The 14,666-nt window shown below is 39.8% G+C and carries 15 protein-coding genes, 1 pseudogene and 1 other annotated feature; of the genes and pseudogenes, 4 read left to right on the top strand and 12 right to left on the bottom strand.

Going from position 1 to position 14,666, the window contains the following annotated elements; all coding sequences use genetic code 11:
- Positions 1-3: 3 nt before the first annotated feature.
- From B7699_RS06295 to B7699_RS06270, 6 genes are all read right to left on the bottom strand, one after another.
- Entirely contained in the window at positions 4-1,266 is a 1,263-nt protein-coding gene (locus B7699_RS06295) for a glutamate-5-semialdehyde dehydrogenase (RefSeq protein ID WP_084927540.1), read from the bottom strand.
- Positions 1,267-1,275: 9 nt separating this feature from the next.
- Entirely contained in the window at positions 1,276-2,385 is a 1,110-nt protein-coding gene (gene proB, locus B7699_RS06290; RefSeq protein WP_239822211.1) for a glutamate 5-kinase, read from the bottom strand.
- Between the two features lie 100 nt (positions 2,386-2,485).
- Positions 2,486-4,369 (bottom strand): phosphorylcholine esterase CbpE, encoded by a 1,884-nt coding sequence (cbpE, locus tag B7699_RS06285; protein ID WP_084927536.1) that lies wholly within the window; start codon positions 4,367-4,369, stop codon positions 2,486-2,488.
- Positions 4,370-4,371: 2 nt separating this feature from the next.
- The gene (locus tag B7699_RS06280) at positions 4,372-5,259 is read right to left on the bottom strand and encodes an RluA family pseudouridine synthase (RefSeq protein WP_084927535.1); all 888 of its coding nucleotides are present in this window, start codon (positions 5,257-5,259) and stop codon (positions 4,372-4,374) included.
- Positions 5,249-5,710: a signal peptidase II gene (gene lspA / locus B7699_RS06275; RefSeq protein ID WP_004254742.1), complete on the bottom strand. Its 462-nt coding sequence runs from the start codon at positions 5,708-5,710 to the stop codon at positions 5,249-5,251. Before lspA ends, B7699_RS06280 begins: the two co-directional genes overlap by 11 nt.
- A complete protein-coding gene (locus B7699_RS06270; RefSeq protein ID WP_001025697.1) occupies positions 5,707-6,615 on the bottom strand; it encodes a LysR family transcriptional regulator in 909 nt (302 codons plus the stop codon). The genes lspA and B7699_RS06270 overlap by 4 nt, the downstream gene beginning before the upstream one ends.
- On the opposite strand from B7699_RS06270, the pseudogene B7699_RS09725 reads away from it, so the two are divergent.
- Positions 6,608-6,679, top strand: a pseudogene (locus B7699_RS09725) (AraC family transcriptional regulator); the annotation flags it as partial. The gene B7699_RS06270 and the pseudogene B7699_RS09725 sit on opposite strands and share 8 nt — an antisense overlap.
- A 165-nt stretch (positions 6,680-6,844) precedes the next feature.
- On the opposite strand, the gene rpmA reads toward B7699_RS09725, so the two are convergent.
- The 4 genes from rpmA to B7699_RS06245 all read right to left on the bottom strand — a co-directional run bounded on the left by rpmA (position 6,845) and on the right by B7699_RS06245 (position 8,716).
- Positions 6,845-7,138: a 50S ribosomal protein L27 gene (gene rpmA, locus B7699_RS06260; protein ID WP_000916509.1), complete on the bottom strand. Its 294-nt coding sequence runs from the start codon at positions 7,136-7,138 to the stop codon at positions 6,845-6,847.
- A 16-nt stretch (positions 7,139-7,154) separates the two neighbouring features.
- Positions 7,155-7,499 (bottom strand): ribosomal-processing cysteine protease Prp, encoded by a 345-nt coding sequence (locus B7699_RS06255; RefSeq protein WP_000613699.1) that lies wholly within the window; start codon positions 7,497-7,499, stop codon positions 7,155-7,157.
- Between the two features lie 15 nt (positions 7,500-7,514).
- A complete protein-coding gene (gene rplU, locus B7699_RS06250; RefSeq protein WP_000109141.1) occupies positions 7,515-7,829 on the bottom strand; it encodes a 50S ribosomal protein L21 in 315 nt (104 codons plus the stop codon).
- A gap of 36 nt (positions 7,830-7,865) precedes the next feature.
- Positions 7,866-7,953 (bottom strand) — a sequence feature (ribosomal protein L21 leader region).
- 58 nt (positions 7,954-8,011) lie between these two features.
- Positions 8,012-8,716 (bottom strand): YoaK family protein, encoded by a 705-nt coding sequence (locus B7699_RS06245; RefSeq protein WP_084927531.1) that lies wholly within the window; start codon positions 8,714-8,716, stop codon positions 8,012-8,014.
- 141 nt (positions 8,717-8,857) lie between these two features.
- Here B7699_RS06245 and B7699_RS06240 point away from each other — a divergent pair, with 141 nt between their 5' ends.
- From B7699_RS06240 to B7699_RS06225, 3 genes are all read left to right on the top strand, one after another.
- The gene (locus B7699_RS06240) at positions 8,858-9,835 is read left to right on the top strand and encodes a Gfo/Idh/MocA family protein (protein ID WP_084927529.1); all 978 of its coding nucleotides are present in this window, start codon (positions 8,858-8,860) and stop codon (positions 9,833-9,835) included.
- A complete protein-coding gene (locus B7699_RS06235) occupies positions 9,832-10,914 on the top strand; it encodes a DEAD/DEAH box helicase (protein WP_084927528.1) in 1,083 nt (360 codons plus the stop codon). The genes B7699_RS06240 and B7699_RS06235 overlap by 4 nt, the downstream gene beginning before the upstream one ends.
- A gap of 535 nt (positions 10,915-11,449) precedes the next feature.
- Entirely contained in the window at positions 11,450-11,830 is a 381-nt protein-coding gene (locus B7699_RS06225) for a hypothetical protein (RefSeq protein WP_223330095.1), read from the top strand.
- Positions 11,831-12,148: 318 nt separating this feature from the next.
- Here the strand turns inward: B7699_RS06225 and tuf are convergent, their stop codons facing one another.
- Both tuf and B7699_RS06215 read right to left on the bottom strand, forming a co-directional pair.
- Positions 12,149-13,345 (bottom strand): elongation factor Tu, encoded by a 1,197-nt coding sequence (gene tuf / locus B7699_RS06220; protein ID WP_001040721.1) that lies wholly within the window; start codon positions 13,343-13,345, stop codon positions 12,149-12,151.
- A gap of 206 nt (positions 13,346-13,551) precedes the next feature.
- The gene (locus B7699_RS06215; protein ID WP_084927526.1) at positions 13,552-14,661 is read right to left on the bottom strand and encodes an AI-2E family transporter; all 1,110 of its coding nucleotides are present in this window, start codon (positions 14,659-14,661) and stop codon (positions 13,552-13,554) included.
- Between the last annotated feature and the right edge of the window lie 5 nt (positions 14,662-14,666).

Genomic DNA, 14,666 nt, shown 5'->3' with positions numbered 1-14,666 from the left:
CTCTTACTCCCTTATCTGTCCGTCACCAGTGACCACATACTTGTAGCTGGTCAACTCTTTCAAGCCCATTGGACCACGCGCGTGCAGTTTCTGAGTTGAAATCCCCATTTCGCAACCCAGACCAAATTGGCCACCATCTGTGAAACGAGTTGAGGCATTGACATAGACAGCTGCAGAGTCCACTTGATCTGTAAAGTAAGCTGCAGCTTCAGCATTTTCCGTCATAATGGCATCCGAATGATGGGTACTGTGGGTTTCAATATGGGCAACCGCTTCTTCTAAACTGCTCACAACCTTAACAGCTAATACATAGTCTAAAAACTCGGTGTCAAAGTCTTGGGCCTCAGCTGCTTGACCTGAAACAAACTGACTTGCTTTTTCATCCAAACGGAATTGAATTGGTTCCAGACCAGCTTCTTTTCGATCTGCAACCAGTACTTGCTCCAAGCGAGGAAGGAAGCTTGCTGCCTTGTCTTCATGAACAAGGAGAACCTCCATGGCATTGCAGACAGAAGGACGACTGGTTTTGGCATTGTTGATGATAGACAGAGCCTTGTCTTCATCTGCGTCCTTATCGACATAAACATGGACAATCCCAGTTCCTGTCTCGATAACTGGTACAATAGCATTTTCAACCACTGCATTGATCAAACCAGCTCCTCCACGAGGAATAAGAAGGTCTAGATAGCCCTTGGCCTTCATCATGGCATAGCTACTTTCACGGCTGGTATCTTCCACCAGTTGAATCACATCTGGGTGAATAGTGGTCGTCTCCAAGCCCTTCTTCATGGCTGTGACAATAGCATGGGCAGTTTGATAGGCATCCTTACCACTTCGAAGAACAACCGCATTCCCACTCTTGAGAGCCAAAGCAGCCGCATCAGACGTCACATTTGGACGGCTTTCATAGATAATACCGATAACCCCCATAGCCACACGTTTCTTTGTGATAACCAAACCATTTTCAAGCTGATTGGTTTCTAAAACTTCACCGATTGGATCTGGTAAAGCAACCACTTCACGAATCCCAGTTGCCATCGCTTCTATACGACTTACATCCAAATAAAGACGATCCAGCATCACATCTGAGATTTTACCCTTAGCAGATTCCATATCAAGGGCATTTGCCGCTAAAATCTCCTCAGTAGCTGCTAATAAATGATCAGCCATGGCTAGCAAGGCTTGGTTTTTCACCTCTTCACTAGCTGTGTTGATCGATTTTTTAACAGCCTGTACCTGTTCAAATTGTTCTTGTGTACTTACCATAGTTTACCTCTAAAATTCTGTAAAGAGTAGTTGGATTTCAGGAGTAATGGAAATCCAGTCGTCACGATGAATCAAGACACCCTTGGCTTTTTGAGAACGCAACATATCCTCCAAAGCAGATGCTCCAAATTGCACGCGTCCTTTTCCAAGTGATTTTCCACTTTCCTTGTCAAATACTGTCACGATATCACCGTAAGAAAAGGCTCCTTCTGCTTCAACAATACCAGATAAAAGGAGACTCTTACCATGTTGAGAGAGAGCTTCTGCAGCCCCTTTATCAACCCAAATAGAACCTTGGCTCTGAGCATAAAAGGCCAGCCATTGTTTCTGGGTACGAAGCCCCTTCTCTTGAGCAACAAAGTAAGAACCATCCTCGGTCTCCTCTGCCGCCTCAATCATGGCATCTGTCTTCAAGGATGAGCAGATATAAACAGGAACGCCCGATTCTGTCGCAATAGTTGCAGCCTTGATTTTTGTTAGCATGCCCCCAGTTCCGTTTGACGAACCAGCTCCACCGGCCATATCGATAATCTCACGATTGATTGTCTCGATTCGCTCCAAGCGTTTGGCTCTTGGATCTGAATTAGGATTTCCAGTATATAGACCGTCTACGTCTGTCAAGAGGACCAAAAGGTCTGCTTGGACCATGGCTGCTACCTGAGCACTTAGAGTATCATTGTCCCCAACCTTGAGCTCATCAATAACGACACTGTCATTCTCGTTGATGATAGAAATCGCTCCACGGCTAAGTAGAACTGACAAAGCCTGATGGGCATTTTTATAACGGCGCTTATCCACAAAGTCATCCTGGGTCAGCAAGATTTGTGCAGAAACGATTTGGCGCAAGAGAAGATTGGTCGTGTATTCTTCCAACAAAAGCCCTTGCCCTACTGCTGCTGAAGCCTGTTTATCAGCAATCTTAGTCGGACGCTTTTTAAATCCTAAGGCACCAAAACCTGCAGCAATGGCACCCGACGACACCAAAATCAATTCATGACCAGCTTCGTGCAACATAGCCAACTGCTGGGTAATAGCCTTTACCTTACTACGTGATAAACTTCCATCCTCATTTGTCAGAGAAGAAGTCCCCACCTTAAAGACAATCCGTTTGTATTTCATAGTCTCACTCCGATTCTTCATATTTATCCATTATAACATGAATGGCAGGAAATAGAAAAGAGTTGATAGGAAAAAGAAGGCCCTAAAACCTTCTTTTTTACTACTGTTCTGATTCCGATTTGTTTGCACTCGTTTCAGAGCTTTGTGAAGTTGAGGAAGTCAAATCCTGACTAGTTGAAGAACTTGTAATACTTTCGTGTTGACTCGTTTCTTTATTTTCAAGATCTTTTTTCACTACTTCACTAGATTCTTTTATTTCTGAATTACTTGTGACTTTAGTTGTAACAGATTTCTCTACCGGAGCATCCACTAACCAGGCACCACTTGAATCAACAGTATAACCTTCTGGTGTCTTACCATTCACAAGTAATTGACCATTTTCTTTCAAGAAGTACCATTTATCCTTGTCTTTGATCCAACCCACAGCTCGTGAACCGTCTGTCTTGTAGAAATACCAATCATTTGCCTTTTTAAGCCAGCCTTGCTTCATAGCTCCTGATTCTTCTAGATAGTAATGATGACCAGAAACTTCTATCTCGCCTGTCTTCATGATACCAGTAGAATCCATATAGTACCAGATTTCTTTATCTTTTACCCAACCCGTTTTCATTTCTCCTGATTGAGCAAAGTAATACCATTGCCCCTTATATTGAAACCAACCTGTCTTCATAGAGCCATCGTTTGATAAATAATAGGACTGACCTCCAGTATTTATCCAACCAATTTCCATCTGATTTTCTTTGTTGAAATAATACCAGCTTCCATCGATTTTTTTCCAATTTTTAGCAGAAGCACCAGAGTCTGTCAAATAGAACCAACGATTGTTCCATTTTTTCCATTGATTCTGTAACAAGATACCCGTTTGGTTGAAGTAATACCACTCACCTTTGATTTCATTCCAACCTACTGCATATTCTCCTGTAGAATCAGGCGCTTGATACCACCAGTTTCCATATGCACTCTTATGCCAACCAGCTTGAAAACTTGGAATCGGCTTGTAGGAAGTTGAAATATTGACAAAACCGTCTTTTCGAATATCAAAAACTGTTGCATCATAGTCTTTGCTGGCTGCGTTGATTCTCTCAATTCCTCGTTCTTTGAGCCAATTGACATACTCACTATCAACACCATTTTTCCAAGGTAAACTATCCGAAGTTTGAACAATCAAACTCGGACTCAAATTTTTAATAAAATCCTTGGTATTTGATTTGTTGGTATCATGGTGATGATTAAACTTCATCAAATCAACTTTTCCAATGAGAGGACCATACTTGTCTTCTGCTCCATGAACATTATCTAAGTCGCCCCCAAGGTAAATTTTCTTACCATTGACTTTCACCACGCTAATCAAGGAATTAGAATTGTCATCCCAAATTTTCTTTAATTCACCCGACGAATTTGTTTCATTTTCATAATTATAGAGCTGAACATCCATGTCTCCAAACTGAAAATGAGCATCCCCTTGTGTGATGTTTTGAATAACTGAAACACCTTTTTCAGCGGCAGTCTGTAAAACCTTATCATAACCATACAGATTATCCCATAAACGTTCAGAATTAGTAATACGATTATCACTATATTTTTTAAGATAAACTCGGTCAACTGGATAGGTAGACAGTAATTCATCAACATTTCCAATATGGTCACTGTGAGTATGAGTTACCAAAATAAAATCAAGTTTTTGAACACCCAATTCCTTCAAACGACGAAAGACACGGTCTGTTAGAACATGCTTATAAGACGTTTCAATTCCTTCTCTCCATGGGTAGCGAGAATCACTTCCATCTGGGAAATCATAATCTTCTCCTGTATCCACCATGGCAAAATGTCCATTACTTTCAAGAATAATCGCATCACTGCCACCTTCTTGAACATTGATAAAGTGGATTTTATTTCCTGAACTTTCTTGAGCTTGAACATTTCCATACCATGACAAACCTAAAAAAGCGCCTGCAAGTGCTAAACTAGTTAATTTCTTTTTCATTCTTACTTTCTCAATCTCTCCAATGTTTTCCTAAAAATCTCTGGGATATCTGCTGTAAATTCCAAGGTCTCACCTGTTCTCGGATGAGTAAAACCTAGAGTCTTGGCATGAAGAAATTGTCCATGCCCTTTCAGAGTCTTGCGAGGACCATAGACTTCATCACCAGCGACTGGATGGCCGATATAAGCCATGTGAACACGGATTTGATGGGTGCGTCCTGTCTCTAGCTGCAACTCTACCAAGCTGTAATCACCAAAACGTTCCAAGACGTGGAAACGGGTCACTGCAGGTTTCCCTTTAGCAGTCACAGCCTGTTTCTTGCGGTCTTTTTCACTACGACCAATCGGCGCTTCTATCACACCACGATCATTGGGCAGATTTCCATGAACAATCGCCCAATATTTGCGGAGAGACTTTTTATCCTTGAGTTCTTGGGCAAGCGCTAGATGCGCCTCATCGTTTTTAGCAATCATGAGAAGACCTGACGTATCCTTATCAATTCGGTGAACAATTCCTGGACGCAGAATCCCATTGATACCCGACAAATCCTTAATATGGTACATAAGGGCATTTACCAGAGTTCCACTAGTATGACCAGCACTCGGATGCACAACCATTCCTTGAGGCTTGTTAACGACTGCCACGTCCTCATCTTGGTAGATGATTTCTAGCGGAAGATTCTCAGCCACATACTCTAAGACCTCCGGCTCTGGTACATGGTAAGTGACGATATCACCCTCTTGAACTGTGTATTTAGCTTTCTTGACTTGCCCATTGACCAAGACCTGACCTGATTTGATTTGTTCATTCGCGAGACTGCGTGATAATTCTGTCAAATCTGACAAAGCCTTATCTAAACGCAGGCCACCAGTTTCAATTTTAATTTCCATTTATTTCCTCTTTTAGCATTGCAATCAATAAAATAATCACTCCAACTGTCAGATAACTATCTGCAACATTGAAAATTGCAAAATTGATAAAGTCAAGGTGGAACATATCCACAACAAATCCCTGACTGATCCTGTCAATAAAATTTCCAAGTCCACCTGCGATAATCAAGGTCAAACCCAAGACCATCCAGAGTGAGTCCTCCATGTGCTTATGTAGATACCAAATGGCACCTACCATAACGACAAGTGTAATGATAGCAAATAACCACTGCTGGTCTTGTAGCATCGAAAAGGCAGCCCCTCGATTTTGCAGGTAGGTCAAGCTAACAAAATTGGGAATCCAAGAGCGAACTTCACCCAGTGGAATCTGCTGGACGATATAGGATTTAACTAACTGATCCAGCCCAATCAAAAGCAGTACAATGACTGCCACTATTGCTCTTTTTTTCATGATTTCCTCTTTTGATTAAAATATTCTTGCATGACTTCTACAAAGAGAGTCCCAGCTTGACTCAGCTCCACTTCTTCACGTTTAACATAGACCATGCGATTATCTAGGTTATCCTTGAGACGAATGACTGTAATCCCATTGACACTGTCACTATCTAAAAATCCGGAACCTGTTGCATAAGCGTCCGTCCGCTCCAAAATACCATTCAAAGTAGCACGGTCTGTCACATTGAACATCTGCGAGCTCGCACTGGTATCAACAAAGTTCTCTGAATAATAAAGGTACTCGTCTTTTTCTTGAGTGAAACGAACCGTTGGTAGATCAGCTAAATCCTCCATAACCAATTCCTCTTTCTGAGCCAAAGGATGCCCCTCGCGGAGATAAATGTGGGTATGGAAGGAAATCAATTCAATGACCTCCAGACCTAGCTTTTCAACCCGTTGCATAATACCTTTTTTATTTTGATTGTTGAGGTAGATAATCCCGATCTCACTATGCCCTTGCGCTACTTCATCTAAAATTTGAACAGTAGTTGATTCAAAAATACGAAAGTTCTTATAATCAGGATAGCGCTCTGAAAAGGCCGTAATGGTTGGTGGCAAGAAGTCATAGTGCTGACTAGCAATGGAAAATTCATCCTTTTCTTCCTCAGGATTGGCATACTGATTTTGAAAAATATCAAATCCTTTAACCAATTCTTGCGCTTTTTCATAAAATTCCATACCACGACGAGTCAAGAAAGTCCCTGAGCTGGTCCGACGGAAAATCTTAAAGCCCAACTCTTTTTCCAAATCACGCACAGAAATAGACAGACTGGGCTGACTGACATACATCTTTTCAGCAGCTTCACGAAAAGTACCGCTATTGGCAATAGCCACAACATAGCGTAATTGTTGAATGTTCATCTTCTACCCCCAACTTCTTTATCTTTTCATTATACCATATTTTAGAAGTTTTCCATCGAAGAAAAATAATGTCACTCATAAAATTCATCTACACTAAGAAAGAAAAAATCATGGGTAGCAAAACAAAAAAAGAGGCTCTCCGAAAACTCGGAAAGCCTTATTTAATGCTACTTCTAGCTTCCTCGCCTTTACATTCAAGGCTCGGGATAAAAAGGTTCACTGAACCTTTTTATTTAGCGATTGGGTAAACAGAAACTTGTTTTTTATCGCGTCCTTTACGTTCAAAGCGTACTACGCCTTCAACTTTAGCGAACAAAGTATCGTCTCCACCACGTCCAACGTTTACACCTGGGTAGATGTGTGTACCACGTTGACGGTAAAGGATTGATCCACCTGTTACAGTTTGTCCGTCAGCTGCTTTAGCTCCAAGACGTTTTGCTTGTGAATCACGTCCGTTTGATGTAGAACCTCCACCTTTTTTGTGGGCGAAAAGTTGCAAGTTGTTAAGAGTCATTTTTAACATAATGTTTTCCTCCGTGTTAGTTTTCTGTGATAACTCTGGTTTGGACGAACTCAGAAGAGTTCTCCGATAAGTTTGCCATACCTAAGAAAAATGATTCAAAGAATAACTGGGTCATTTCTCTCTGGTGTGAAGGAAGATCTTTTGGAATTTCAACCATCAGATAGCCACCTTCATCTTCGTTTAATTCTAGGATTGGTTCATAGCCTGCAAATTTCTCAATAGAATTGATAAAGTTAATGGCAAGCGTAGAAACCGATGCACACACGACATCTAAGCCGTATTCGCCACTCTCGGCGTGTCCAGTAATTTCCGCACTCCTCAGCTCGCCATCTTCGGCTCTCTCAAAGACTGCTTGTATCATGTGTTCTCCTTAAAATTAAGCGTTAATTGCGTTGATGACAACTTTTGTATATGGTTGACGGTGACCTTGTTTACGGTGGCTACCTTTTTTAGGTTTGTACTTGTAAGTAACAACTTTCTTTTGTTTTCCTTGTTTTTCAACAGTTCCAACTACAGTAGCTCCAGCAACAAGTGGAGTTCCGACAACAGTGTTTTCACCACCAACAAGAACAACTTCGTTAAAAGTAACTTCTTGACCAGCTTCAACGTTCAATTTTTCAACGTAAACTGCTTGACCAACTTCAACTTTAACTTGTTTTCCGCCAGTTTTGATAATTGCGTATGTGCTCATTATGCACCTCCTATGATTTTTATGGGTTTCCCCGAATTTTTTGTGAAGACTCGCCTAGCATCGTGGGACGAACCACTTAAACTTGAATAATCAAGCAACGATGTTCGTGCGGTTGCACAGGATCGTGCATAGTCAACTCTTCAAGTATAGCATATCTCCTGTTTTCTTACAAGTAATAACACCTAAAATGAAGCTTTTTCTTTTACTTTTTTCCGCCACGAAGCAAAAAGCATGCTGAGGTAAAAAATACTCATCATAATAGGAACACCAAGAATGGTCTTTTCATGATAGAAAATCGTCAAATAGGCTGAAAAGACAACGCCAAGTACAAAACTACTAAGCAGACTTACAAAGATAATCCCTTCACGTAAAAATGGTGTGTGCTTGGTCCTAAAATAATCCCCAAAAGCCAACATGGTCCGTTTGATGTTCCCTGTCATAAAGGCATTATTGTAGGCAATACCCGAAACCTCACCAAAAGCAGTTGTCACCAAGCCCATACAAAAGGCTAAGGGCGGTACTAGATAAATATTATCTACAGTTTGCGGCACAAAACCAATAATAATTGATAAGATTGCCAAAGGAATCAGTGACAGAATTGGTTTTTTCACAATTCTCAATTTTTGCTTATAAACAGTTAATAAAAAGACCCCCATCATAAAAGCTAGCAAGGTCATTACTTTGGCACTAGCATCTGAAACATTGTGTTGAATGAGCCCCACTGATAGAAAGACGACATTCCCAGTTTGTCCAGCTACAAGAGTATTCCCTCGCACAATAAACGTATAGGCGTCTACATATCCTGCACAAAAAGTCAAAAAAAGCGCTAGCCTCTTAGACTGACGTGATATTTTTCTTATAGGTAATAACCTCATTTTCCCTCCCATGTCATTTACTCATTTCATTATTGTACCATTTTCTTTGGAAAAGACCTAGTAGCTTATTTGAAATTTTTTACCCTCTGTTGGATAGTCCCGTCTATCTATGTTATAATAAAGGAAGGATTTGAAATCGGAAAAGGAGTAATTATGCTTAAATTAGGTGTCATCGGAACAGGGGCTATCAGCCACCACTTCATAGAAGCAGCCCATACCAGTGGAAAATACCAACTTGTCGCAGTTTATTCTAGAAAGATAGAAACTGCAGCAAACTTTGCTTCTCGCTATCAGGATATCCAACTCTTTGATCAAGTAGAGGACTTCTTCAATAGCTCCTTTGATGTGGTCTATATTGCCAGTCCAAACTCCTTGCATTTTGCTCAGGCGAAAGCTGCATTATCCGCTGGTAAACACGTCATTCTTGAAAAGCCAGCTGTCACTCAGCCACAAGACTGGCTGGAATTGGTTCAAACAGCTAAGAAAAATCACTGTTTTATCTTTGAAGCAGCTCGCAATTACCATGAAAAAGCTTTCACTATCATCAAAAACTTTTTAGCAGACAAACAGATTTTAGGGGCAGATTTCAACTATGCCAAGTATTCTTCTAAAATGCCAGATTTGTTGGCGGGACAGATACCAAATGTCTTTTCAGACCGTTTTGCTGGTGGAGCCCTCATGGATTTGGGGATTTATCCTCTCTACGCTGCCGTTCGCCTCTTTGGAAAGGCTCAGAACACAATCTATCAGGGGCAACAGCTTGACAATAGCATTGACCTAAATGGAGACGGAATTCTCTTCTATCCTGACTTTCAAGTTCATATCAAGGCTGGAAAAAACATCACTTCCAATCTCCCTTGCGAGATTTATACGACAGATGGAACCTTGACTCTCAACACGATTGAGCATGTTAGCTCGGCTATTTTTACCGACCATCAAGGCAATCAAGTCCAACTCCCTATCCAACAGGCTCCTCATACGATGACTGAGGAAGTCGCTACATTTGCACACATGACCCAGCAACCAGATCTGAATCTCTACCAAACTTGGCTGGAAGATGCAAGTTCAGTTCATGAGCTACTATATACTATGCGCCAGACTGCTGGCATTAGATTTGAGGCAGAAAAATGAAAAACAAACTACCAACTGAATGGCAAGAACTAAGTGACCAACTCGGTTTCCTAGAATTCACCCCCATTCAAACTCAACTATTTGAGCCCCTTCTTGCTGGAGAAAACCTCCTAGGAGTGAGCCCAACAGGAACTGGTAAGACCCTAGCTTACCTTCTACCAAGTCTTCTCAGACTACAAAAGAAAAAAGCCCAACAACTATTGATTTTAGCACCAAATACTGAGCTTGCTGGACAGATTTTTGATGTATGTAAAACGTGGGCTGAAGCTATCGGCTTAACTGCCCAACTCTTCTTATCAGGTTCGAGTCAGAAACGCCAGATTGAACGCCTAAAAAAAGGACCAGAAATTCTGATTGGAACTCCTGGCCGTATCTTTGAACTAATTAAATTGAAAAAAATCAAGATGATGAATGTGGAAACCATCATCCTAGATGAATTTGACCAATTGCTCGATGATTCTCAGATACACTTTGTCGAGAAAATTACTCACTACGCACCTCGTGACCACCAACTTGTCTATATGAGTGCGACAACCAAATTTGACCAAAAGAAGATTGCGCCTAACACACGTACCATTGATCTCTCTGACCAAAAATTGGACAACATCCAGCACTTCTACATGCAGGTAGATCAACGTCACCGAGTGGATATGCTACGAAAACTGGCTCATGTAGAAGATTTCCGCGGTCTGGTCTTTTTTAACAGCCTATCAGACCTTGGAAGTGCAGAGGAAAAATTACAGTATCGTGATATCCTAGCTGTTTCTCTAGCTAGTGATGTCAACGTCAAGTTCAGAAAAGTCATTTTAGAGAAATTCAAGGACAAGCAACTAACTCTGCTTCTTGCAACTGACCTTCTGGCACGTGGAATTGATATCGATAGCCTAGAATGTGTCGTAAACTTTGATGTTCCTAGAGATATTGAAACCTACACTCACCGTGCTGGCCGTACTGGCCGTATGGGCAAGGAAGGTTATGTTATCACTCTCGTCACTCATCAAGAAGAACTTAAAAAACTTAAGAAGTTTGCAAGTGTACGAGAAATTGTCCTAAAAAATCAAGAACTCTATATCAAATAAAGCCCTCATTGAGGCTGGGCAAAAAGTCTTTAAAATCAAAAACGCATAATATCAGGTATTGAACCTTGATATTATGCGTTTTATTGTGGGAAATTTTACTTCATTTTCTCCTAAAATTGAGTTTTTATCTAGCCTCTTTTTTGTAAAACTACATAAGATTCGTAGTAAAAAAACTCTCCAACTATTTTATTATACCATATAAATTAATAAATAAATAGACTTGTTTTTTTATTTTTTTGACGTATACTAATAATAGAAAACGCTTAAAATTAAATAAAAGGAGATTTTATGAGGAAAGTAAATAAGGACATTTTATTCTTAACCGGAATCATAGTTTTATGTTTTGGTTTTTTATTATTTCACATCAACCCCTATTATGCTGGACCCGATGAGACACTGAAAGGAAGAATAAATTTATTCTTTTGGCAGCTATATTGGAGACCTATAGGAACTCTCAGTATCCTTTCGGGTTGCATTATGACTTTCAAAGGATTGAAAAAATAATCTTTTGATCATGAAGAATAGACATTTTTTTATGATTAAATTGAAATTATTGTTTTTCTCTGTTCTATCAAATCTATTTTTCTTAGTCACAACATCTACGGTTTTTGCTGATGTCTATCCTTGCACAAATTATGAAATTGTATCTAATCGTGTTGTAAAAGATATCAACACAGGAGAGTTATTGTCATTTTATACGACTGAACTTAGAGACGCCTATTTAGAGTCTAAATCTACGTATCAGACTCGTTCTAATGCAACTGGTGTTGCAGACTATAGAACTAGCTCCTCTCACTCTTATAAGAGCAGCGCTACATCAGGATCTCTAAGTTCAACTGCTTATGGTGGAAAAGCTGGAGCTACCCTAACTTTAAGTGCAGCTGTTAGCTTTTCTGCTCCTGAGTCTGGATTTTGACTTAGTTTAAATCACTCAGTATCCCATAACGTACCACCCTACACTTATGGTTACATCAGGCTAAAAGCATCTTACATAGTAAATGTTCGTAAACTAGAAGTTAGATACTTAGGAACTAACAAATGGGTTCCAGCTGGTGAAACCTCTACTATATCGAATGTTAGTGTTTGGAGCGAACTAGTCACTTGAAAATAACTTATTAGATGGATCTGGACTTTATCAGGTCTATCTTTTTATTTTTTTAAAAAAAGAACCTTGCAATGCAAGATTCTTTTAGTGTCTGACTTAAATAATTGTTCTTCTGGGAACTAAATCGAATTAAGCTTCGATTTCTGTAACCATACCTGAACCAACAGTACGTCCACCCTCACGGATAGAGAATGTAGTACCTTGTTCTACGGCGATTGGGTGGATCAACTCAACGTCGATTGTCACGTTATCACCAGGCATTACCATTTCAGTACCTGCTGGAAGTTCGATTGAACCTGTAACGTCAGTAGTACGGAAGTAGAATTGTGGACGGTAGTTGTTGAAGAATGGAGTGTGACGTCCACCTTCTTCTTTAGTAAGGATGTAAACTTCACCTTTGAATTTAGTGTGTGGGTTGATTGAACCTGGTTTAGCAATAACTTGTCCACGTTCGATTTCATCACGTTGAACACCACGAAGAAGGACACCTACGTTATCTCCGGCAAGACCTTCATCAAGTTGTTTACGGAACATTTCAACACCAGTAACAACTGCTTTTTGAGTTTCTTCTTTGATACCAACGATTTCGATTTCGTCGTTGACTTTAACGATACCACGGTCGATACGTCCTGAAGCAACTGTACCACGTCCAGTGATTGAGAATACGTCTTCGACTGGAAGAAGCAATGGTTTGTCAGTGTCACGTTCTGGTTCTGGGATGTACTCATCAACTGTGTTCATCAATTCCATAACGATGTCTTCGTATTTAGTGTCACCTTCAAGGGCTTTAAGAGCTGAACCTTGGATAACTGGAAGATCGTCACCTGGGAAGTCGTATTCTGACAATAGGTCACGGATTTCCATTTCAACCAATTCAAGCAATTCTTCGTCGTCAACCAAGTCAACTTTGTTCATGAAGACGATAAGGTGTTTAACACCAACCTGACGTGAAAGAAGGATGTGCTCACGAGTTTGTGGCATTGGTCCGTCAGTTGAAGCTACTACAAGGATAGCTCCGTCCATTTGAGCGGCACCAGTGATCATGTTTTTAACGTAGTCCGCGTGTCCTGGAGCGTCGATGTGAGCGTAGTGACGTTTTTCAGTTTCGTACTCAACGTGCGCAGTGTTGATAGTGATACCGCGTTCGCGTTCTTCTGGAGCAGCATCGATAGACGCATAGTCTTTAGGTTGGTTAACAGCTGAAGGCAAGCGACGTGCCAAAACAGTTGTGATAGCTGCTGTCAAAGTAGTTTTACCGTGGTCAACGTGTCCGATAGTACCAATGTTAACGTGTGGTTTACTACGATCGTATTTTTCTTTTGCCATTTGAGTAAAAGCCTCCAATAAAATATATTTTATAGATAGACAGTAGGCAATACAGTCTAACTTTCCTTACTATTTTATCAAATTTCAGCTAAATTGCAAGTGTTTTACAAAGTTTTTGTGAATTATTCTTAATCTGCTAATCTAAACGGTATTTCTACTCCTATCACTTCTTTAATGAAAAAGAAAAAGCAGGAATTTCCTGACTTTTACTTAGCTAATTGTCTTTCTCTTTCTTTCATTATTTTATGATTTTCATACAAACGTGATAAAAACTTAGAAATTTCTTTTAAGATAGAATAGGTTGGTACTGCGACAATCATACCAATGACACCATAGATATTACTTGATAACAAAAGTAATACTAAAATCGTAATTGGATGGACTTTCATCACACCACCTACGATACGAGGGTAGAGAATATTTCCATCCACTTGTTGAATAATCAGCATATAAATAACTGCAATCAGCATTCTATGGGGATCAGTAAAGACATTGGCGATAATCATCGGAACTAGACCAATACTTGGGCCTACATAAGGAATGAGATTGGCTAATCCTGAAAAGATAGCGAAGACCAAAGCGTATTTCAAACCGATTACGCTATATCCGATAAAGGCCAAACAACCAATAATAATCGCATCAATAGCAACTCCACTAATATATCGAGCAATTGTAGTATTCAAATTCTTTAAAAGACCTGCAATATGCAACTTATCTCTCTTTAAAACAGTGCGCTCAAGCATCGGCAAAAATTTGTTACCATCTAACAAAAAATAAACCAAAAACACAGGGGTCATAATAATAATCAAAACGGTACTAAAGAGAGCTGATAGAACACTTCCGACACTATTGGTAACGCTATTTAGGATATTTTGTAAAATATCTACATAGGATAGATTTAACTGTTGAATAGTCGCTTGAATATCTAAATTTTGAAAGGCTGGATAAGTAGATAAATCCACAATCAAATCTTGCAAACGGCTATAAATTGTCTGACTTGTTGCTATCAAACTGGTCAACTGATTAATCAAAATCGGTAAGAGATAGACTACCCCAATAACTAGCCCCCAGACAAAAGCACACAAGGTTAGTAGAATACCAATGATACGATTAATTTTGAAATACTTTTGTAAAAAATTTACAATAGGATTTGTCAAATAATATAAAAAACCACCTAAAAGAAAGGGAATCATGATAGTGTTTGCAACGCTTACAAAAGGTGTAATAATCGCTCCCATCTGTCTCCATAAATAGAAGATGATGGTTAATAGTAAAATCTCACTGGTCCAAAAAAATAATTTATTCTTACGAAACATGAAGT

It is taken from the genome of Streptococcus mitis (assembly GCF_002096835.1).
In the GTDB taxonomy this organism is placed as follows: Bacteria; Bacillota; Bacilli; order Lactobacillales; family Streptococcaceae; genus Streptococcus; species Streptococcus mitis_W.
This window is presented reverse-complemented; position numbering and strand designations above follow the sequence as displayed.

Bases quoted from the DNA above. Each gene is read 5' to 3' on its own strand.
- B7699_RS06240 (WP_084927529.1), top strand. From the start codon at position 8,858: ATGCTTAAATTAGGTGTCATCGGAACAGGGGCTATCAGCCACCACTTC.
- rplU (WP_000109141.1), bottom strand. From the start codon at position 7,829: ATGAGCACATACGCAATTATCAAAACTGGCGGAAAACAAGTTAAAGTT.
- B7699_RS06235 (WP_084927528.1), top strand. From the start codon at position 9,832: ATGAAAAACAAACTACCAACTGAATGGCAAGAACTAAGTGACCAACTC.
- rpmA (WP_000916509.1), bottom strand. From the start codon at position 7,138: ATGTTAAAAATGACTCTTAACAACTTGCAACTTTTCGCCCACAAAAAA.
- B7699_RS06215 (WP_084927526.1), bottom strand. From the start codon at position 14,661: ATGTTTCGTAAGAATAAATTATTTTTTTGGACCAGTGAGATTTTACTA.
- B7699_RS06255 (WP_000613699.1), bottom strand. From the start codon at position 7,499: ATGATACAAGCAGTCTTTGAGAGAGCCGAAGATGGCGAGCTGAGGAGT.
- proB (WP_239822211.1), bottom strand. From the start codon at position 2,385: ATGAAATACAAACGGATTGTCTTTAAGGTGGGGACTTCTTCTCTGACA.
- lspA (WP_004254742.1), bottom strand. From the start codon at position 5,710: ATGAAAAAAAGAGCAATAGTGGCAGTCATTGTACTGCTTTTGATTGGG.
- B7699_RS06245 (WP_084927531.1), bottom strand. From the start codon at position 8,716: ATGGGAGGGAAAATGAGGTTATTACCTATAAGAAAAATATCACGTCAG.
- tuf (WP_001040721.1), bottom strand. From the start codon at position 13,345: ATGGCAAAAGAAAAATACGATCGTAGTAAACCACACGTTAACATTGGT.
- B7699_RS06225 (WP_223330095.1), top strand. From the start codon at position 11,450: ATGATTAAATTGAAATTATTGTTTTTCTCTGTTCTATCAAATCTATTT.
- B7699_RS06280 (WP_084927535.1), bottom strand. From the start codon at position 5,259: ATGGAAATTAAAATTGAAACTGGTGGCCTGCGTTTAGATAAGGCTTTG.
- cbpE (WP_084927536.1), bottom strand. From the start codon at position 4,369: ATGAAAAAGAAATTAACTAGTTTAGCACTTGCAGGCGCTTTTTTAGGT.
- B7699_RS06295 (WP_084927540.1), bottom strand. From the start codon at position 1,266: ATGGTAAGTACACAAGAACAATTTGAACAGGTACAGGCTGTTAAAAAA.
- B7699_RS06270 (WP_001025697.1), bottom strand. From the start codon at position 6,615: ATGAACATTCAACAATTACGCTATGTTGTGGCTATTGCCAATAGCGGT.